Raw genomic sequence first — 17,747 nt, 5'->3', positions numbered from 1 at the left:
CGCAGTGGACCTCACCTACACCGAGGAGGAACGGGAGTTCCGGGCCCGGCTGCGGGCCTGGCTCGCGCAGGTGCTCCCCGGACTGCCGCCCAGGCCCTCGCCCGACGACTGGCCGGGCCGCCGCGCCTACGACGCGGGCTGGCAGCGCCGGCTGTACGACGCCGGGTACGCCGGACTGCACTGGCCGGTGGACGCGGGCGGCCGCGGGGCCACCCCCACGCAGCACCTGATCTACCTGGAGGAGACCGAGCGCGCGGGCGCCCCGTACGTCGGCGCGAACTTCGTCGGGCTGCTGCACGCCGGCCCGACCGTCGCCGCCGAGGGCACCGCGGAGCAGCGGGCGCGCTGGCTGCCGCCCGTCCTGCGCGGCGACGAGATGTGGTGCCAGGGCTTCAGCGAGCCGGACGCGGGCTCCGACCTGGCCTCGCTGCGCACCCGCGCGGTCCGCGACGGCGACGAGTACGTGATCACCGGCTCGAAGATATGGACCTCGCACGCGGAGGTCTCCGACTGGTGCGAACTGCTGGTCCGCACGGAGCCCATCAGCGCGCGGACCCCCAAGCACCGGGGGATCACCTGGCTGGCCATGCCGATGGACGCACCCGGGGTGACGATCCGGCCGTTGCGCACCCTGGCCGGGTCCACCGAGTTCGCGGAGATGTTCCTCGACGAGGTACGGGTCCCGGTCGCCAACCGGGTCGGCGCGGAGAACGACGGCTGGCGGGTCACGATGGTGACCCTGTCCTTCGAGCGCGGCACCGCCTTCGTCGGGGAGGTCGTCGCCTGCCGGCGCACCCTGGGCGAGCTGGCCCGCGCCGCGAAGGCCAACGGCCGCTGGGACGACCCGGTGCTGCGGCGCCGGCTGGGCCGGCTGTACGGGGAGTTCGGCGCCCTGTGGCGGCTCACCCAGTGGAACGTCAGCGAGTCGGAACGCTCCGGCGGGGTCCCCGGCATCGGCGGCAGCGTCTTCAAGCTGGCGTACTCCCACGCGCGCCAGGAGCTGTACGACACCGCCGCCGAGGTGCTGGGGGCCCAGTCCCTCTCGCTGGAGGAGGAGTGGACCCTGGACCGGCTCTCCTCGCTCTCGTACACGATCGCGGCGGGCACCTCGCAGATCCAGCAGAACATCGTGGCCGAGCGCATCCTCGGCCTTCCGAAGGGCAGGTGAGCGTTCCGTGGACTTCCAGCCGACGCAGGACCAGCGGGACCTGCGGACGGGCGTACGGGACCTCCTGGCGGGCCGCTACGACCGCGAGGCGCTGCGCGCCTCGGTCGACCGGGCGGCCGGCACGGGCCGGTCCGTGGACCGGTCCCTGTGGCGGGAGCTCGGCGCGGCCGGGTTCTTCGCGCTGCGGCTCCCGGAGGACCGGGGCGGGGTCGGGCTCGGGCTGCCGGAGGCCGTCCTCGTCTTCGAGGAGGCCGGGCGGGCCCTGCTGCCCGGCCCGCTGGTCGCCACCCACCTGGCCGCCGGGCTGGTCGCGGGGGCCGCGGAGGGGGAGGCGGTGGTGACGGCCTTCGACCTGGAAGGCCCGCTCGTGGCCCACCTCGGCGAGGCCGACGCGGTCCTCGGAGCGGACGGGGAACCGGTCGAGGTCCATGCCGGGGAGCCGGTGCGCTCCGCGGACCCGCTGACCCCGCTGGCCCGCGTGTCCGTACCGGTGCGGCCGGTGGCGGCCGGAACGTACCGGGACGAGGGGGCGCTGCTGACGGCGGCCCTGCAGCTCGGCAGCGCGCTGCGCACGGTGGAACTGGCGGTGCGGTACGCGAAGGAGCGCGAGCAGTTCGGGCAGCCGATCGGGGCGTTCCAGGCGGTCAAGCACCTGTGCGCGCAGATGCTGGTGCGCGCGGAGGTGGCCCGTACGGCGGTCTACGCGGCGGCCGTGACGGCGGATCCGGCGGAGGTGGCCGGAGCGAAGCTGCTGGCCGACGAGGCGGCCGTGCGCAATGCCCGCGACTGCCTCCAGGTGCACGGCGGGATGGGCTTCACCTGGGAGGCGGACGTGCACCTGCACCTGAAGCGGGCCTGGGTGCGCGCGGAGCAGTGGCGGACGGCGGCGCAGGCGGAGGAGGCGCTGGCGGCGGAGCTGCTGGCGGCGGCGGAGTAGACGGGGCCCGCAGGGCCGTTCGGCCCGCCGACTGCTCGCTCGCTGTGACGAAGGGGTGCGGGAGGGACGGCGCGGGACGCATGTCCGATTACAGAGAGTTGATATCGGTTTGTGTCCTTCGCCCGCCTCATTGCGGCCCGGAGGCGGGGGGCGGCTCCGGTACGCTCCCGGGAATGCGAGCGGTTGAGCGGCGCGAGCGCCGCACAGTATGCACCACGCTTACTCCTTCACGCTGGAATATGCCCGAAGCGCTTGTTGTGGTGACTGTATGTCAACCATGCTGCTCCGCAACGGGGTCACACTCGGTGACTCCGTCCTGTCGCGAGGCGAAGTGTCCGCCGGTTCGGATGGTGTGAGCGGTGCAGGTGCTTCAGGTTCAGCTGGAGGTAGGACCGGACCCCGCCGAGGTCGGCCGGGCCCGCCGATGGGCCCGCTCCCGGCTCGCGGGCTGCGGCATAGGGGATGACGAGCCGCTCGCGGAGACGCTGATCCTGCTGATCTCCGAGCTGGTCACCAACGCCGTCGTGCACACCGGCTGTCCGGCCGTGCTGCGCATGCTCTTCGGGGAGCCGGGGGTGCGGGTGGAGGTCGCGGACGCGAGCGACCGGGCCCCGTCCCCGCGGCAGGCCGCGGGGGACGACACGGGCGGGCGCGGGCTGGAGCTCGTGGACGGGCTGGCGGACCGCTGGGGCTGGCAGCGCGAGGGGGCCGGGAAGCGGATCTGGTGCGAGATCGACCGCGAGGAGAAGGCCGCGGAGGGGATCTCGGACGAGGTCGCCGGGGAGCCCGGCGGGAAGGCCCTGGACGGGCCGGAAATCCGTGGCGCGATCCGGGAACCGCGCGTGTACCTCTAACGAGGTGTTGACGGTTCGTCAACTGGTGATCACTCTTGTGTTGAACGATTCGTCGCGAGGGGACGCCAAGGGCCGGTCCTGCCTTGACGAGTGCGGGTCGTGGGGTGGCGGCCGCCGTGCCGCGCTCGGGGCGTGCATGCGCGCCGCCGCCACCCGCAAGATCCTCCTCGGGACATACGCCTCGTGCAATGCGATGCCCCCGCCAAGTCGTCTTGGGGGTGAGGGGGTGTTGCCGGGTGGAGCCATCCGAAGAAACGTTTGCGGAGTTCGTCGCGGCGCAGGGACTCCCGTTGCTCCGCACCGCGCGGCTGCTGACGGGCGACTGGCATCTGGGACAGGACCTGGTGCAGGTGACCCTGGCCAAGGTCTACGACCGCTGGGCCCGCGCGGGCCGGTACGACGCGCCGGTCGGCTACGCGCACAAGGTCATGGTCACCACGTACTGCACCTGGCGCCGCAGGCGCTGGCACCACGAGCTTCCCCACGCGGCCCTGCCCGATGCCGCGGGCGGCTCCATCGAGCCCGCGGCCGAAGCGGTCGCGGCCGCCGACCTGCTCGAACGCGCGCTGCTGGGCCTCCCGCGACGCCAGCGGGCCGTCCTGGTGCTGCGCTACTACCAGGACCTGACCGTCGAGCAGACGGCGGAGATCCTGGGCTGCCCGAACGGCACGGTGACCAGCCTGACCGCGCGGGCGCTGACCCGCTTGCGGGACCACCCCGACCTCCGGCCGGGCGACGGTGCGCGTACGAGTACGAGTACGAGTACGAGTGCGAGTACGAGCGTGAGTGAGGCGGAGGCGCGATGAACGGGTATCCCGAAGAGGAACTGCGCAGCGCCCTGCGGGCGCTGGCTGACCGGCCGGCGGTGCCGGTCGCGGTGCCGTCACCGGACGGCGCGGTCCGGGCGGCCGCCCGCATCCGCCGGCGCCGCCGGGCGGCCGGGGCCGGGCTGGTGGTGGCCGTCGCGGGGCTGGCCCTCCTCGTCCCGCAGTGGTCGCCGGGCGAGGGGTCCCCGATGCCGGCCCCGCCGGCCGCGACCGCGGGGCCGCCGAGCGGGCAGCCCGCGGCGACGGAGCCGGCCGTTCAGGCCACCCCGGCGCTCGGGGTCCCGTACGCGCACGACCTGTACGTGCACTGCGGGATCCGGTTCACGAAGTTCGCCGGCCGCTGGTGGCACGCGGATCCGGAGCTGCCGGACGGGACCCTGGACCCGGCCGTCTGGGACAACCCGTACACGGCGGGCACGATGACGCTCGTCTCGGCGGTCGAGGCCCGCTTCGTCCGCCACGACGCGGGCCCGACGGTCACCTTCCGTGCCACGGAGGAGGAACCGCCGCTCTGCGCCTGAGGGACGGGGGCGGGGAAGTGGAACCATGAGGTGTCCATGACGTGTCTCAGTGCGGGGCGCGCCGTCCCACCCCGTAGTCCCCCCTCACCGCAGGAGAAGCGCATGGCAAACCCGTACGAGGCGACGCCTCCACCCGCCCCGAGGCCCAGCGGGAGCAAGCTCCCGGTCTTCCTCGTCCTCGTCCTGGTCGCCGCGGCCATCTACGGAGCCTCCCAGTGGCTCGGGAAGAACGGCGGCAAGGACGACGCCAAGCCCTCGACTTCGACTTCGACCTCGTCCTCCGCCGCGGCGTCCAAGGACCCCGGGAATCCGGAGTCCTCCTCCGACACGTCGAGCACGTGGGCGGTGGGCGACTGCGGCGGCCCCGACCCGGACAACCCGCCGGACGGCTACCGGCCGCGGAAGTGTTCGGCGTCCGGAGCCACCTTCAAGGCGATCGACATCAAGGACGCCAGCATCCTGCCGGGCGCGATCCAGTGCCCGCCCGGCACCGACCTGATGATCCAGGTGAGCATGACCTACGGCTCCGCGAAGTCGGGCGGCATCCCCACCAACACCGTCTGCGGCCGCAACCTGACCGGTGACCACCCCGGCGACGCGGGCGCCGGCGGCGGCCAGCTGGTGCAGGGCGACTGCGTGACGAACCAGGCGCAGGAAGTGCCTTGCGCCTCGGGCGGCTCGGGCGCGTACAAGGTGCTCGGACTGGTCAAGACGAAGGCCGAGTGCCCCTCCGGCACCACCGAGCCGATGCAGCTGACCATGGCGGTGGGCCGCCCGTACGACGTGATCTGCGCGAAGGGCTGACCGTAGGGCGGAGGCGGTGGTCCCGGACCACCGCCTCCGCGCGTCCCCGGTCGACGGCCTAGGGGCGGGGCAGGCACTCTCCCGAGCCGATGATCACGGGTACGCCGCTGTTGCCGGTGGAGAAGCCGGCGGACCACCGGGTGTAGCCCCAGGCGCGGTTCGCGGTGTACTCGGCCAGCAGCTTCTTGCAGATCGTCTTCTCCACGACGTACTGGAAGTTCCCCTGCTGGGCACGGCTCGACAACGCGCCGTACCCGTCCCAGGCCCACACGTACGCGGCGTTCTCGACGGGGTCGAACCCGAGGGTGATGGCGTCGCCCCGGTCGAAGGCCGTCAGCCCGTGACCTTCGGCGACCCTGGAGTCCCAGGCGGCCTTGATCGCCTTGACCGCGTCGTCGGCGACCCGGATCTCGGCCCCGTCGCTGCTGGACATCTGGGCGGCCGTCATGCCCTTCTCGTCGCCGTGCCACTTCCCCGCCGTCCCGCCGACGCACCCCGTGGTGGCGTCCCCGTAGTCGAGAAGGGTCGTCGTGTCGGCGCCGTCGGCGTACTGCCAGTGCACGGTGTACCGGCCGTAGGGCCACGTGGCGGGGTGATCCTTGAGCCGCCGGGCGAGGACGGTGCAGGCGGCCATCTCCCCGGCACGCGCGAACAGTTCCGTGTGGTCCTCCGGAACCTGCCGGACCGGCCCTCCCGTCACCATGACGGTCTGGGCGCTCCTGCTGAACGTGATGGTGGGCTCCATGTGGCCCAAGCCCTTCGTCGCGAGCACCGACTTCACCTGGTCGCGGATCGCTTCCTCGGCCTGCTCCTCCTCCGGAGTGCCGGCCCGGGAGCCGGCGGCCCATTCGTCGTCGTAGGGCTGCGTCTCGTCGCCGGCACGCGTATAGGCGGGGTTCGGGACCCCGGCGAGCGGGCCCCCCGCCCCGCCCCTGTCGCCGTTCGGTCGCCGCTCAGAGGATGGCTATCGGGGCCACCGGGGTGCCCACCGCGCCGACGAAGGGCTCCGGCATGGCCGAGAGGAGGAAGGAGTAGCGGGATTCTTCCGCACAGGCTGTGGACAACTTTTCGAGGTTCCAGTTCTGGCCCTGGTGCATGCCCATCTCGACCAGGTCCAGGGCGTGCACCGGCAGCCACAGGTTGTCTATCTCCGGCGGGAAGATCTCGAAGGTCAGGGTGTCGTTCGCGACGGCCGCCACGTCACGGGCGTGGAACCACTCGGGGGTACGGACGGACAGGCCGGGCGACGGGTAGCCGTAGCCGTGCTTGTCGCCCGCCAGGTAGACCTGCACCTGGCCGGTGCGGACCAGGACGATGTCGCCCGCGCGGACGGTGACCCCGGCGAACTCCTCCGCCTCGTCCAGGTCTTCGGGGGTGACCGCGTGGCCGCCGGGGAGGCGGTCCAGGCCCTTGGCGCGGGCCACGTCCAGCAGGACCCCGCGCGAGACGATGTGCCCGGCCTTGTCGATGCCGCTGAACTCGGCGCGGCCGTGCGCCGTGATGGTGCCGGCCGGGCGGCCGTTGTAGATCTTCCCCGAGTGCGAGACGTGCGTGAGCGCGTCCCAGTGGGTGCCGGCCTGGAGCCCGAAGGTCACCGCGTCGTCGCTGCACGCCACCGTGCCCGGGCCGAAGAGTTCCTGGTTGATCTGCACCATCGTGTGCAGCGGGTTGATCCGGCCGGGGATCATGCCGGACTGCACCCCGTCCTCCTTGAGGGGGAGGGCGAGCGGGATGCGGCGCCCGGTGCGGATCTCCGCCGCCGCCGCGCGGACGACCTCGTCGCTGATGAGGTTGAGGGTGCCGATCTCGTCGTCGGCGCCCCACCGGCCCCAGTTGTTGACGCGCTTGGCGATGTCGTGGAACTCGGCGGGCATGGCCATGGATCTCATCAGCTCCTTGAGGAGGAAATGGACGGTGGTGGCGAACTGGGGCTTGTGCTGGCGCATCGCGGTGCCCATAGAATCTAACGGACCGTCAGAAAACGCGGGAAGGGGCCGGACGTGGGGAACTTCTTGGCAGGCAAAGTCGTCGCCGTCACAGGCGCCGGCCGGGGCATCGGACGGGCCGTGGCACTCGCCGCGGCCGCCGAGGGTGCCAGGGTCGTCGTCAACGACTACGGCGTGGGCATGGAGGGCAACGAGCCCACCAGCGAGATCGCCGAAGCGGTGGTGAAGGAGATCGTCGCCGCTGGTGGGGAGGCCGTCGCCGTCGCCGACGACATCTCGACGATGGCGGGCGGCCAGCGCATAGTCGACACCGCGCTCGCCCAGTACGGGCGCATCGACGGAGTCGTGTGCGTCGCCGGCATCCTGCGCGAGCGGATGCTGTTCAACATGTCCGAGGAGGAGTGGGACCCGGTGGTCGCCACCCACCTCAAGGGCACCTTCACCGTCTTCCGCGCGGCCTCCGCCGTCATGCGCCGACAGGGCACCGGCACGCTGATCGGCTTCACCAGCGGCAACCACCAGGGCTCGGTGGCCCAGGCCAACTACAGCGCCGCCAAGGGCGGGATCATCTCGCTCGTTCGCTCCGCCGCGCTGGGGCTGGCCAAGTACGGAGTGACCTCCAACGCCGTGGCGCCCGTCGCGCGCACCCGGATGTCGGCCAACGTGCCGATGGAGCTCAAGGAGATCGGCGAGCCCGAGGACGTGGCCGCGCTCGTGACCTACCTGCTCTCCGACAAGGCCGTGGCCGTCGGCGGCGAGAAGATCACCGGGCAGGTCTACACGATCGCCGGACCGAAGATCGCCGTCTGGGCCCAGCCCCGCGAACTGCGCGCCGGCTACGCCGAAGGCTCCTGGACCCCCGAGAAGATCGCCGACTTCCTGCCCGGGACCGTCGGCACCGACCCGATGCCGATGCTCGCCCAGCTCGAGGCCATGGCGAAGGCGGCTGCGGCCAAGGACCGCCCCAACGCGTAGCCCCTGGCCGGGCGGTGGCGGTGGCCGGGTTGCCCCGTGGCCCCGTGCGTACGCGTACCAAGGTGCGACAGAGACGGCCCAGCGGCCGGACAGGAACCGAGGGGGTACGACCATGGACTTCCGCTTCGACGAGGAGGCCGAGGAGCTGCGCGGCCGCGCCCGGGCATGGCTGGCGGAGCACCTCGTGGGCCCGTACGAGGAGGCCGTCGGCCTCGGCGGGCCGGGCAGCGAGCACGAAGGAGTCGAGATCCGGCGTGCCTGGGAGCGCGAGCTGGGACGGGCCGGCTGGATCGGGCAGGGCTGGGAGACGGGGGAGGGCGACGGGTACGGCAACCGGCGGCTGTCCCTCACCGGGCAGGTGGTGTGGGCCGAGGAGTACGCGGCCGCGCGCGCCCCGGCCCGGGTCGGCCACATCGGCGAGAACCTCCTCGCGCCGACGCTGATCGCCTACGGCTCCCCGGAGCAGCGGGCCCGTCACCTCCCCGGCATCGCCCGCGGCGAGGAGCTGTGGTGCCAGGGGTACTCCGAACCGGGCGCCGGCTCCGACCTCGCCGGAATCCGTACGACGGCCGTACGGGACGTGGGCGACGGCCTGTTCCGCGTCACCGGGCAGAAGATCTGGACCTCGCTCGCCCAGGACGCCGACTGGTGCTTCGTCCTGGCGCGCACCGAGGCCGGGTCCGTGCGGCACCGCGGGCTGTCCTTCCTCCTGGTCCGCATGGACCAGCCGGGCCGGGTCGACGTGCGGCCGATCCGGCAGATGTCGGGGACCTCCGAGTTCAACGAGGTGTTCTTCGACGGGGCCGTCGCCGCCGAGGTCGTGGGCGGGGAGGGCAACGGCTGGTCCGTGGCCATGGGGCTGCTCGCGCTGGAGCGAGGGGTCTCCACGCTCGTCCAGCAGATCGGCTTCGCGGCCGAACTGGAGCGGGTGGTCCGGGCGTACGTGGACGCGGGCGCGGGCGACCCGGTCCTGCGCGAACGCCTCGTACGGCAGTGGGCCGAGCTGCGCACGATGCGGTGGAACGCGCTGCGGACGCTGGGCGCCGGGGGCGGGGACCCCGGCGCGCCCAGCGTGGCCAAACTGCTGTGGGGAGGCTGGCACCGGCGGCTCGGGGAGCTGGCGGTGGAGGTCCGGGGCGCGGTGGCCACCGCCGGGCCGGGGCACTGGTCGCAGGGGACCCCGTACGAACTCGGACTCGACGAGGAGCAGCGGCTGTTCCTGTTCACCCGCGCCGACACCATCTACGGCGGCTCGGACGAGATCCAGCGCAACATCATCGCCGAGCGCGTGCTCGGCCTGCCTAAGGAGTCCAGGTGAGAGGCGTCGTATTCGACGGCAAGCAGGCCCAGGTGGTCGACGATCTGGAGATCCGGGACCCGGGGCCGGGGGAGGTGCTGGTCGCGATAGCGGCGGCCGGGCTGTGCCACAGCGACCTTTCGGTGATCGACGGGACGATCCCGTTCCCGCCGCCGGTGGTGCTCGGGCACGAGGGCGCGGGCGTGGTGGAGGCGGTCGGCTCCGGGGTCACGCACGTGGTGCCCGGCGACCACGTCTCGCTGTCCACGCTCGCCAACTGCGGGGCGTGCGCCGACTGCGACCGGGGCCGGCCGACGATGTGCCGCAAGGCGATCGGGATGCCGGGGCAGCCGTTCTCGCGGGGCGGCACGCCGCTCTTCCAGTTCGCGTCCAACTCGGCCTTCGCGGAGCGGACCATCGTCAAGGCCGTGCAGGCGGTGAAGATCCCCAAGGACATCCCGCTGACCTCGGCCGCGCTGATCGGCTGCGGGGTCCTGACGGGCGTGGGCGCCGTACTGAACCGGGCCAAGGTGGACCGCGGCGAGACGGTGGTCGTCATCGGCACCGGAGGCATCGGGCTCAACGTGCTCCAGGGCGCGCGGATCGCGGGCGCCACGACCATCGTGGCGATCGACGCGAACCCGGCGAAGGAGGCGGTGGCCCTGCAGTTCGGCGCCACGCATTTCATCGACGCCTCGGCGGTGGCGGACTCCTCGGCGGCCGTGAAGGAGATCCTGCCCACGGGCGCGGACCACGCCTTCGAGTGCGTGGGCAGCGTCAAGCTGATCCGGCAGGCCATCGACCTCCTGGACCGGCACGGACAGGCGGTCCTGCTGGGCGTGCCCGGCTTCAAGGAGGAGGCGGCCTTCCAGGTCTCGTCCATGTACCTGGACAAGACGATCATGGGCTGCCGGTACGGGTCCTCGCGCCCGCAGCGGGACATCGCGCTCTACGCGGAGCTCTACCGGCAGGGGAAGCTGCTGCTGGACGAACTGGTCACGGAGGTCTACCCGGTGGAGGACTTCGCCAAGGCCGTGGACGACGCGCATCACGGCCGGGTGGCCCGCGGGGTCCTCACCTTCTGAGCCTTCCACCGGTACGTGGCCGGCCCCGCTCCCCGGACCAGGGCCGGCCACTGTCGCGGCGCGTTTCAGTACCTCCGCTTGACCACCCAGGTCAGGGCCAGCACCGGCGTCAGGCTCGCGAGGAGGGCGGACAGCCGGTGGTAGCCGGCCACCGGGAACTCGAGGGAGACCGGGAGCAGCAGGACGAGGCCGAGCAGCAGGATCGCGAGGGCCGGAAGGTGCGTACGGGGCCGGAATCGGCGCAGGTTCTCCATGTCCGACGGGTCCATGAAGGTCTTGGTCATGGCGGCCGCGCCGCCGAAGATCAGCAGGCCGAAGAAGGCGGCGATGGGGTCCCCGAGCCAGGCGCGGGTCATGAAGGGGTGTGCGGCCACGCCCTCCTCGGGGTGGGCGGGCGCGAAATAGGCGGTGACCCGCATGCCCGGTTCGGGGGACCGGGAGGTGCGGAACCTCTTGAGGAGGGCCTCCCGGGGGCCGCTGTCGAAGGCGGCGCGGACGACGAGGTCGGTGTCGTACCAGCCGTAGACGTCCTCCTTGGGCGGCGTGAACGCCGGCTCGCCTGCCAGCCGGACGATCTCGGCCTTCTGCTCGGCGTACCCGACGCGATCGAGCCGCTCGATCTCCTTGCCGTTCGCGCTGGAGCCCGTGCACAGCACCACAAGGGCGGCGGCCACGGCGAACGGCACGCCGATGGCGAAGAGGTAGGCCAGCCGCTCGTCCCCGGTGCGGTGGCCGCTCGGCGCCGACGGCTTGTCCAGCGGCCCGGTCCGGGCCCGGTACGAGGCCACGACCCAGCAGCAGGCGAAGACGGCGGAGGCGGCGGCGAAGACCAGCTCGGCGGCCAGCGGCGGGTATGGGGACACCGGGGGCAGCGCGCAGCCGATCGCGGCGCTCGCGCTCCCCACCATCAGCCAGCCCGTGATGCCGGTCCACTGGCTGCGACCCGGCTCGTACTCGTACGCGTTTCTCATGGCCCCCGCCCGTTCGAGATCCGCAGGATAGCGGTGGGGAGTGCGCGCCTCAGCTGCGCTTGACGACCCAGGTCAGGGCCAGTGCCGGGGTCAGGCTCGCGAGGAAGGCGGGCAGTCTGTCGTACCCGTACACCTCGAATTCGAGGGCGACTGGCAGCAACAGGACGAGCCCGCCCAGCAGGATCGCCAGGGCCGGCAGGTGGACGCCGGGGCGGAAGCGGCGCAGGTGGCGCAGGTCGTGGTGGTCCATGTGCTCCTTGGCGATCCCGCAGGCGAAGGCGAAGAGCGGTACGGCGAAGCACAGGACGAAGAGGGTGATGACGAACCGGGCTCCGCCCATGGAGGTGTACTCGGCCACGCCCTCCTCGGGGTGCGCCGGAGCGAAATAGGCCTCCACGCGCATCCCGGGTTCGGGGGAGCGGATGGTGTCGTACCGCTTCAGGAGGACCTCCCGGTCCCCGCTGTCGAAGGGGACGCGGACGACGAGGTCGGTGTCGTACCAGCCGTCGCTGTCCTCGGAGGGCGGTGTGCGCACCGGGTCGCCGGCCAGCCGGACGATCTCCACCGTGCGGCTGTCGTACCCGGCCCGCTCGAGGCGTTCGATCCTCTTGCCGTTCTCGCTGGAGCCGGTGCACAGCACCATGAGCGCGCCGGCCACCGAGAGCGGCATGCCGATGGCGAAGACCCAGGGCAGGACGTGGTCCCCGGGGCGGTAGCCGCTCGGCGCCGGGGGCTTGTCCAGCGGCCCGGTCCGGGCCCGGTACGAGGCCACGACCCAGCAGCAGGCGAAGACGGCGGAGGCGGCGGCGAAGACCAGCTCGGCGGTGAGGGGCGGGTAGGAGGAGCCGAGCGGGGTCAGTGCGCAGACGATCGCGCAGATCGCACTGGCCACCATCAGCCAACCGGTGATGCCGGTCCATCTGCTGTGACCCGGCTCGTAGTGCGTGTTTCCCATGGCCCCCGCCCGTTCGAGATCCGCAGGATAGCGGCGGGGCGGGCGGGCTCGGCCCGTGGGTCGTCAGTCGGTGAAGCGGCCGAAGCGGCCCTTGTGGAAGAGCAGGGGATCGCCCTCGCCGGCCGCGCCCATGGCCTCGACCTTGCCCACCACGATGAGGTGGTCGCCGCCGGTGTGCACGGCGTGGATCCGGCAGTCGATCCAGGCCGGCACCGCGTCGAGCTGGGGGGAGCCCGTGGCGGGGGCCGGGCTGTGGGCGACCCCGGCGAACTTGTCGGCGCCGCTGACGGCGAAGGCCCGGCACAGGTCGCCCTGTTCGGCGCCGAGGATGTTCACGCAGAACACCCCGGTGCGGGCGATGCGGGGCCAGGTGGTCGACGTGCGGGCCACCATGAAGGTGACCAGCGGGGGTTCGAGGGAGAGCGAGGCGAAGGACTGGCAGGCGAAGCCGGCCGGGCCGTCCTCCCCCTCGCCGGGCGGCGAGGTGATGATCGTGACCCCGCTGGCGAAGTTCCCGAGGACGGCACGGAATTCGGCGGGGCTGACGGGCGCGCGCTCGTGTTCGCCGACGGCCCGCAGATCCGGGCGGGGCAGTGCTTCGACGGGCTCGGTCCCGGGCTCCGCGGCGGCGGAGGGGAGGGAGCCGACTGACCTGAGGTATCGGACGACGGTGGCCGCCATCCCTGCGTGTCCCATCACACTCCCGATTGAAGCTGACGGTGCGTCAGATGGGAAGGGGAGTGTAGGGTCCACCCTGTATTGAACGTGTTCAATCCAGGATCCGGGGAGATCGCCGTGGGGACTGGCACGACTGGCACGACTGGCACGTGGAACGGCGTGGTCGTGGCGCAGCCGGAGGCCCGGGACCGGAGCGCCGTCGCACCGGGCGCGGAGACGGTCGCCGGGGGACAGCTCGCGGCCGCCGGAGTGTTCTGGCAGATGGCCACCCTCACGGCGCTGACGGACGACCCCTACGGCCGGGGCTACGGGGGCGGGATCGGTGCGATCTTCACGCTGTTCTTCCTCTGCGTGCTCCTGCCCCTGCTCGCGTTCGCGCTGGGCTGGGTGCACAGCACGCTCGTCACCGTTCCCGTGATGCGGCTCTCGAACGCGGCCGGTGTGCGCACCCGGATCCCCGCGCCTTGGTGGGCCCTGCCGGTCCTCGCCGTGCTCAGCGCCGCGTACGCGGCCCCGGTGGCCCTGCTGACGAGCGCTCCGTACGCCGCCACGTGCGGCTGGCTCGCGGCCGCCGGGGTGCTCCCGGTGGCGGTGGCCGTGGCCGCGCGGATGCGGCAGTGGACGAAGTCCTCGGTGCGGCGCTGGGTGCTCCGGGTGGCCGCGGTGGCCGTCGTGGGTGCCTTCGTCGGCGGCTCGGCCTGGCCGTCGAGGTCCGGGCCGTACCGGCCGCCGGTCCTGTCGCAGGCCGACTACGTCGGCGTGTGGACCGGCGACGGCGTCCGCCTGGAACTGGCTATCCAGGGCACGGTGGTGGCGGAGAAGCTCCTGGTGGACGACGGGTTCGAGGTGGTCGACCGCTGCTCGGGGCACGGCACGTGGAAGCCCCGGGAAGCGGACCGCCTCTACGACCGGGCGGCCGTGGTCCTCGCGGTGCCGGAGTGCGGGCAGGCGTCGCTGGTGTGGGAGGTGGCGGGCACGGCGGCGGAGCCGGAGCTGTTCGTGCTGATCGGCGACCCGGACGGCGGGGACGTGCGCGTGCTGCGGAAGCGGGCGCGGTAGGCGGTCGGGGCGAGGCCCAGGGAGTGCTGGAAGACGCGCCGCATCGTCTCGGCCGAGCCGAACCCCGACCGCTCGGCCACCGCGTCCACCGGGTCGTCGCCGGCCTCCAGGAGCGCCTGGGCGGCCTCGAGGCGTACGGATTCCAGGTACTGCCCCGGTGTCATCCCGGTCTCGGAGCGGAAGAGCCGGGCCAGGTGCCGGCCGCTGACCCCGGCGTCCCGGGCGACCTCGTCGAGCGCGAGCCGCGGATCGGCCCCGATGGCGTCCATGACCGTGCGCAGCACGGGATGCCGGGCCTCGCGCGGGGTCAGGCGGGCGCTGTACTGGGACTGGCCGCCGGGCCTGGCCATGAAGACGACCAGCTCCCGCGCGACCTCCCGTGCGACGGCGGGCCCGTGGTCCTCCTCGACCAGGGACAGCGCGAGGTCGATGCCGGAGGTCACCCCGGCGGAGGTGACGACGTGCCCGTCCTGGACGAACACCGGATCCGCCTCCACGCGCACCCGCGGGTACGCGGCCGCGAGCTGCGCCGCGAGCCTCCAGTGCGTGACCGCCCGCCGCCCGTCGAGCACCCCGGTCTCCGCCAGCACGAAGGCCCCGGCGCACACCGAGGTGACCCGGCGCGAGCGGGCCACGAGCCCGGCCACCAGGCCCGTCAGGGCCGGATCGGCGACGGCCCGCCGCCAGTCGCTCCGGCCGGGGACGACGAGCGTCCCGGGCCGGGCCGGCAGGCCGTCCGGGCCGCCGTCCACGCCGATGCGCACGCCCGAGGAGGTACGGACGTCGGACCCGTCCGGGGAGACGATCCGGACCTCGTAGGGGCCGCGGGCGCGGGCGCCGTGCAGGTTGGCGGCGGCGAACACCTCGGCGGGACCCGTGACGTCGAGCAGCTGCACGCCGTCGAAGGCGACGATGACGACGGGGTGGACCGCTACTCGGCCCACGGGGAGTCCAGGATCAGGCGTACGAAGTCCTCGCGCTCGAAACCGGGCACGTGGTGCGCGAGCACGTCCGCCTTGACGTTGCCGAAGGCGGTGCCGGGCTTGGGGGCCACGCCGTCGGCGAAGGCGCGCAGGATGCGCTCCTTGAACCGCGGGCGCGGGTGCAGGGCGACGACCGCCGCGCGGTCCGCCTCGGCGAGGTCGTGGTAGCCGATGCCGAGCACGTCGTACTCCACGCCGGCCGTCACCAGGGCCACCTCGGGCTCCATGTGCTCGGGGATGCCCGGAGTGGTGTGCAGGGCGATCGCCGTCCACACCCGGCGCACCCCGTCCTCGGGAACCCCGTGGGTCCGCAGGAAGCGGCGGGCCTCGTCGGCGCCGTCCACCTCGAAGCGGCGGCCGCTGGCGTGGAAGGGCTCCGTGAGCCCGAGGTCGTGGAACATCGCGGCCACGTAGAGCAGTTCGGGATCCGCCTCGATGCCGAGGCGGTGGCCCAGGAGGCTGCCGAAGAAGTACACGCGGCGGGAGTGGTCGTAGAGCAGCTCGCCCACGCTGTCGCGGACCAGCTCGGTGGCCTCCTTCGCCAGTCGTGAGTCGGGTACGTGGAGGGGGTGGGTGGGTGCGCTGCTCTTCGGTGTCGGCATGGTCTTGTCGTTCCTTCCGGTCTTCCTGCGGGTTCCCCACCAGTCTTCGGGGGCCGTGCGGCCTCCCGCCATGGCCGTCGCGCCATACATCCCACAGATACGGACACGGGTGCGGGAGGGGCGCGGCCGTACGGGTGATTCCACCGTCGTGCGGAGCTCCCCGGGGCGCGGGGCCCGTACGGGCTCGGCATCGTGGCGGGGGGACCGGGGACCGGGGACCGGGGCAGGACCCCGGCCCGGCCCGGCAGCAGCGGCACGCAGGCAGGCACGCACGCACTGGAGGAACCTCATGCTCGGCACCGATTTCCGCAAGGGCTCGCCCAACTGGCTGGACCTCGGGAGCCCCGACACCGACGGGGCCGTCTCGTTCTACACCGGAGTCTTCGGCTGGGAGTTCCTCTCCCTCGGCCCCGAGGCGGGCGGCTACGGCTTCTTCCAGATCGGCGGCAAGACCGTCGCCGCCCTCGGGCCGCTCACCGAGGAGGGCGCCACCCCGGCGTGGATGCTGCACTTCGGCACCCCCGACATCCAGGAGACGGCGGCGGCCGTCACGGCGGGCGGCGGAGTGCTCCGCGTGGAGCCCGGGGACGTCATGGGGGAGGGCTGGCTGGCGCAGTTCACCGACCCGCAGGGCGCGGAGTTCGCGTGCTGGCAGCCGGGGAAGACCGCCGGTCTGGGGCTGACCTCCGAGGTCAACACCCTGGTCTGGGCGGAGCTGCACGTCCCCGACCCGGTGGCGGCCGTCGAGTTCTACGCCGGCCTCTTCGGGTGGCGCTCGGCCGAGATGGACGCACCCGGGATGACCTACCGGGTGCTGAGCATCGCCGACGGGGACCAGGAGGACGGCTCCTTCGGCGGCGTGGCGCCGCAGGGTGGGGGAGCGGGTGAGGTCGCGCGCTGGATTCCCTACTTCAACGTCGCCGACGTGGACGCGACGGTGGCCGCGGTGCGGGGCGGCGGGGGCTCGGTGCTGATGCCCGCCGCCGATCTCCCCGAGGTCGGGCGGATGGCGTGGACGGCGGACCCGACGGGAGCGGTGTTCGCTCTGCTCACGCCGGACCCGCGGACGTAGCGCCTGCCGTCCTGACGGCCCTACCGGCCCTTCCGGCCCTACCGGCCGCGGTACTTCGGGGTGCGGCGCTCCACGAAGGCGGCGACCCCCTCGTTCGCGTCCGCCGTGGACATGTTGAGCTCCTGGGCGGTGGCCTCGGCGGCGAGTGCGGTCGCCCGGTCGCTGTCCAGGGAGGCGTTGACCAGCTGCTTGGTCAGGGCGAGGGCGCGGGTGGGGCCCTGGGCGAGGCGCTCGGCCCACTCCCGGGCGGTCTCCTCCAGTGCCTCGGCGGGAACCACCTTGTTCACGAGGCCGAGCCGCTCGGCCTCGGCCGCCGGGACGGCGTCCCCGAAGAACATCAGCTCCTTCGCCTTCTGCGGGCCGATGAGGCGGGGGAGGAGGTACGCGCCGCCGGCGTCCGGGACGAGGCCGCGGCGGACGAACACCTCGATGAAACGGGCGGGTTCGGCGGCGATGACGAGGTCGCAGGCGAGCGCGAGGTGGGCGCCGAGGCCGGCCGTGGTGCCGTTCACGGCGGCGATGACCGGCTTCTCGCAGTCGAGGACGGCCGTGATCAGTCGCTGCGCGCCGAGCCGGATCATGCGGGCCACGTCGCCGACGACCCGCTCGGCGGGGGTGGCGGGCGCGGGTGCGCCGGGTGCTGGGCGGAGGTCGGCGCCGGAGCAGAAGCCCTTGCCGGTGCCGGTGATGACGACGACCCGCACGTCGGGGTCGGCGGAGGCTTCGGCGAGCAGGCCGATGACGCGCTCGCGCAGGTCCTGGTTGACGGCGTTCATGGCCTCCGGGCGGTTGAGGGTGATCCAGCTGACGCCGCTCTCGAAGCGGTGGAGGACTGTGTCCTCCGGGGTGCCGGTCATGGTGGCTCCTGTTCGTGGGTTCGGGTGCGGTGGCTCAAGCGCCGGCGGGGCTGGGGTGTGGCGGTGGCTGCGGGTGGGGGTCGGTGCCGGGGGCGGGGTGGGGTGTTGGCCTGGACTGCATGATTTAGGCGCCCTGCCTCCGACTCCGACAGGGTG

18 protein-coding genes are annotated in these 17,747 nt (G+C 73.0%); 10 read left to right on the top strand and 8 right to left on the bottom strand.

Annotation, left to right across the window (positions count from 1 at the left end; genetic code table 11):
* Window positions 1-4 precede the first annotated feature (4 nt).
* The 6 genes from ACFYYB_RS37910 to ACFYYB_RS37885 all read left to right on the top strand — a co-directional run bounded on the left by ACFYYB_RS37910 (window position 5) and on the right by ACFYYB_RS37885 (window position 5,111).
* The gene (locus ACFYYB_RS37910; RefSeq protein ID WP_389442419.1) at window positions 5-1,168 is read left to right on the top strand and encodes an acyl-CoA dehydrogenase family protein; all 1,164 of its coding nucleotides are present in this window, start codon (window positions 5-7) and stop codon (window positions 1,166-1,168) included.
* A gap of 7 nt (window positions 1,169-1,175) precedes the next feature.
* On the top strand, window positions 1,176-2,105 hold the full coding sequence (locus ACFYYB_RS37905; RefSeq protein WP_389442416.1) for an acyl-CoA dehydrogenase family protein: 930 nt from the start codon (window positions 1,176-1,178) through the stop codon (window positions 2,103-2,105).
* A gap of 359 nt (window positions 2,106-2,464) precedes the next feature.
* Window positions 2,465-2,959, top strand: coding sequence for an ATP-binding protein (locus ACFYYB_RS37900; protein ID WP_389442414.1), 495 nt, complete (start codon window positions 2,465-2,467; stop codon window positions 2,957-2,959).
* 236 nt (window positions 2,960-3,195) lie between these two features.
* Window positions 3,196-3,765 (top strand): SigE family RNA polymerase sigma factor, encoded by a 570-nt coding sequence (locus tag ACFYYB_RS37895; protein ID WP_389442411.1) that lies wholly within the window; start codon window positions 3,196-3,198, stop codon window positions 3,763-3,765.
* Window positions 3,762-4,307 (top strand): hypothetical protein, encoded by a 546-nt coding sequence (locus tag ACFYYB_RS37890; protein WP_389442408.1) that lies wholly within the window; start codon window positions 3,762-3,764, stop codon window positions 4,305-4,307. The genes ACFYYB_RS37895 and ACFYYB_RS37890 overlap by 4 nt, the downstream gene beginning before the upstream one ends.
* A 102-nt stretch (window positions 4,308-4,409) precedes the next feature.
* A complete protein-coding gene (locus ACFYYB_RS37885; RefSeq protein WP_389442405.1) occupies window positions 4,410-5,111 on the top strand; it encodes a hypothetical protein in 702 nt (233 codons plus the stop codon).
* Between the two features lie 58 nt (window positions 5,112-5,169).
* Here ACFYYB_RS37885 and ACFYYB_RS37880 read toward each other — a convergent pair whose 3' ends face one another.
* Window positions 5,170-5,883, bottom strand: coding sequence for a hypothetical protein (locus ACFYYB_RS37880; protein WP_389442403.1), 714 nt, complete (start codon window positions 5,881-5,883; stop codon window positions 5,170-5,172).
* Window positions 5,884-6,064: 181 nt separating this feature from the next.
* Window positions 6,065-6,991, bottom strand: a complete 927-nt coding sequence (locus ACFYYB_RS37875; protein WP_389442893.1) for a cyclase family protein — start codon at window positions 6,989-6,991, stop codon at window positions 6,065-6,067.
* A 120-nt stretch (window positions 6,992-7,111) separates the two neighbouring features.
* Here ACFYYB_RS37875 and ACFYYB_RS37870 point away from each other — a divergent pair, with 120 nt between their 5' ends.
* From ACFYYB_RS37870 to ACFYYB_RS37860, 3 genes are all read left to right on the top strand, one after another.
* Window positions 7,112-8,032: an SDR family NAD(P)-dependent oxidoreductase gene (locus tag ACFYYB_RS37870; protein WP_243339341.1), complete on the top strand. Its 921-nt coding sequence runs from the start codon at window positions 7,112-7,114 to the stop codon at window positions 8,030-8,032.
* A gap of 112 nt (window positions 8,033-8,144) precedes the next feature.
* Window positions 8,145-9,350, top strand: coding sequence for an acyl-CoA dehydrogenase family protein (locus ACFYYB_RS37865; protein WP_389442400.1), 1,206 nt, complete (start codon window positions 8,145-8,147; stop codon window positions 9,348-9,350).
* The gene (locus ACFYYB_RS37860) at window positions 9,347-10,414 is read left to right on the top strand and encodes a Zn-dependent alcohol dehydrogenase (protein ID WP_389442397.1); all 1,068 of its coding nucleotides are present in this window, start codon (window positions 9,347-9,349) and stop codon (window positions 10,412-10,414) included. The genes ACFYYB_RS37865 and ACFYYB_RS37860 overlap by 4 nt, the downstream gene beginning before the upstream one ends.
* A gap of 65 nt (window positions 10,415-10,479) precedes the next feature.
* On the opposite strand, the gene ACFYYB_RS37855 is transcribed toward ACFYYB_RS37860, so the two are convergent.
* The 5 genes from ACFYYB_RS37855 to ACFYYB_RS37835 form a co-directional block, all read right to left on the bottom strand.
* Window positions 10,480-11,385 (bottom strand): hypothetical protein, encoded by a 906-nt coding sequence (locus tag ACFYYB_RS37855; protein ID WP_389442394.1) that lies wholly within the window; start codon window positions 11,383-11,385, stop codon window positions 10,480-10,482.
* 49 nt (window positions 11,386-11,434) lie between these two features.
* Window positions 11,435-12,340, bottom strand: a complete 906-nt coding sequence (locus tag ACFYYB_RS37850) for a hypothetical protein (RefSeq protein ID WP_389442392.1) — start codon at window positions 12,338-12,340, stop codon at window positions 11,435-11,437.
* A 63-nt stretch (window positions 12,341-12,403) separates the two neighbouring features.
* Window positions 12,404-13,021 (bottom strand): flavin reductase family protein, encoded by a 618-nt coding sequence (locus tag ACFYYB_RS37845; protein WP_389442891.1) that lies wholly within the window; start codon window positions 13,019-13,021, stop codon window positions 12,404-12,406.
* 899 nt (window positions 13,022-13,920) lie between these two features.
* The gene (locus tag ACFYYB_RS37840; RefSeq protein ID WP_389442390.1) at window positions 13,921-15,021 is read right to left on the bottom strand and encodes a GlxA family transcriptional regulator; all 1,101 of its coding nucleotides are present in this window, start codon (window positions 15,019-15,021) and stop codon (window positions 13,921-13,923) included.
* The gene (locus tag ACFYYB_RS37835; protein WP_389442388.1) at window positions 15,009-15,662 is read right to left on the bottom strand and encodes an HD domain-containing protein; all 654 of its coding nucleotides are present in this window, start codon (window positions 15,660-15,662) and stop codon (window positions 15,009-15,011) included. The genes ACFYYB_RS37840 and ACFYYB_RS37835 overlap by 13 nt, the downstream gene beginning before the upstream one ends.
* Window positions 15,663-15,951: 289 nt before the next feature.
* Between ACFYYB_RS37835 and ACFYYB_RS37830 the strand changes: the two genes are divergently transcribed.
* On the top strand, window positions 15,952-16,734 hold the full coding sequence (locus tag ACFYYB_RS37830) for a VOC family protein (RefSeq protein ID WP_389442385.1): 783 nt from the start codon (window positions 15,952-15,954) through the stop codon (window positions 16,732-16,734).
* Between the two features lie 38 nt (window positions 16,735-16,772).
* On the opposite strand, the gene ACFYYB_RS37825 is transcribed toward ACFYYB_RS37830, so the two are convergent.
* On the bottom strand, window positions 16,773-17,591 hold the full coding sequence (locus ACFYYB_RS37825; protein WP_389442383.1) for an enoyl-CoA hydratase/isomerase family protein: 819 nt from the start codon (window positions 17,589-17,591) through the stop codon (window positions 16,773-16,775).
* Window positions 17,592-17,747 lie beyond the last annotated feature (156 nt).

The organism is Streptomyces sp. NPDC002886, from assembly GCF_042888445.1.
In the GTDB taxonomy this organism is placed as follows: Bacteria; Actinomycetota; Actinomycetes; order Streptomycetales; family Streptomycetaceae; genus Streptomyces.
Note: the sequence above shows the minus strand (reverse complement) of the source record. Positions and strands in the feature narration are given on the sequence as shown.

Bases quoted from the DNA above. Each gene is read 5' to 3' on its own strand.
- ACFYYB_RS37835 (WP_389442388.1), bottom strand. From the start codon at position 15,662: ATGCCGACACCGAAGAGCAGCGCACCCACCCACCCCCTCCACGTACCC.
- ACFYYB_RS37890 (WP_389442408.1), top strand. From the start codon at position 3,762: ATGAACGGGTATCCCGAAGAGGAACTGCGCAGCGCCCTGCGGGCGCTG.
- ACFYYB_RS37875 (WP_389442893.1), bottom strand. From the start codon at position 6,991: ATGGCCATGCCCGCCGAGTTCCACGACATCGCCAAGCGCGTCAACAAC.
- ACFYYB_RS37825 (WP_389442383.1), bottom strand. From the start codon at position 17,591: ATGACCGGCACCCCGGAGGACACAGTCCTCCACCGCTTCGAGAGCGGC.
- ACFYYB_RS37855 (WP_389442394.1), bottom strand. From the start codon at position 11,385: ATGAGAAACGCGTACGAGTACGAGCCGGGTCGCAGCCAGTGGACCGGC.
- ACFYYB_RS37885 (WP_389442405.1), top strand. From the start codon at position 4,410: ATGGCAAACCCGTACGAGGCGACGCCTCCACCCGCCCCGAGGCCCAGC.
- ACFYYB_RS37865 (WP_389442400.1), top strand. From the start codon at position 8,145: ATGGACTTCCGCTTCGACGAGGAGGCCGAGGAGCTGCGCGGCCGCGCC.
- ACFYYB_RS37830 (WP_389442385.1), top strand. From the start codon at position 15,952: ATGCTCGGCACCGATTTCCGCAAGGGCTCGCCCAACTGGCTGGACCTC.
- ACFYYB_RS37850 (WP_389442392.1), bottom strand. From the start codon at position 12,340: ATGGGAAACACGCACTACGAGCCGGGTCACAGCAGATGGACCGGCATC.
- ACFYYB_RS37845 (WP_389442891.1), bottom strand. From the start codon at position 13,021: ATGGCGGCCACCGTCGTCCGATACCTCAGGTCAGTCGGCTCCCTCCCC.